The 867-nt window shown below is 79.2% G+C and carries 1 protein-coding gene; it reads left to right on the plus strand.

The genetic code is table 11. The features are described 5' to 3' along the window. On the plus strand, positions 1-867 hold an 867-nt coding region (locus ACI790_RS19840), incomplete at both ends, for an HNH endonuclease signature motif containing protein (RefSeq protein WP_456571511.1).

Here is an 867-nt window from a genome sequence, read left to right on the forward strand (position 1 = left end):
TGCTGCCCGGCGCCGGGGAGCTGTCGGTGACCCGGCTGCGCGCCGCGGTGCGCCGGGAGGTGCTGCGCCACGACGCCGCGGCCGCCGAGCGGCGCCGCAGGCGGGCCGAGCGCTGCGCCGACGTGGTTCTGCGCCCGGCACGCGATGGGATGGCCGAGCTGTCGGTCTTCCTGCCCCAGCCGCTGGCCGCCGCGGTCGGGGACACCCTGGACCGGTACGCGCGGATGGCCAAGGCCCAGGGCGATCCCCGCCCGATCGGGCAGCTGCGGGTGGCCGCGCTCGGTGATCTGGTGCTGCGGCCGTGGGACACCAGCCGCCTCCCGGTCACCGCGCACCTGGACGTGCTGGCCCCGGTCGGCGCACTGTTCGCCGCCGCCGGACACGACCCTTGCCCGGTCGGCGCCCCGCTCCCCCACCCCGCCGACGCCGCCCCGGCGGAGGTGGACGGGCAGCCGATCACCGCCGGCCAGCTGCGCGACCTGCTCGAGTTCCTCGACGCCCTGTGCCCCGGTGGGCTGCAGGCCCCGACCGGCGGCACCCTGGGCATCTCCCTGCTGGACCCGGCCACCGGAGCGCTGCGCGCCACCGCCACCCGCGGCGAGCTGACGCGGCTGACCCGCCGCGGCTGCCCGGCCCACCCCGGCGACGACTGCAGCTGCCCGGTCCTCCGACCGCCACCAGCCTCGGACCGCTACCGGCCCGCCGCCGCCCAGCGCCGCTTCACCACCACCCGCGACCGAGGCTGCCGCCACCCCGGCTGCCGCAACCGCGCCGGCTGGGCCGACCTGGACCACGTGCTGCCCCACGGCGACGGCGGGGCCACCGCCTGCCAGAACCTCTGCTGCCTGTGCCGGCGCCACCACCGCC

Source organism: Blastococcus sp. SYSU DS0539 (assembly GCF_054050855.1).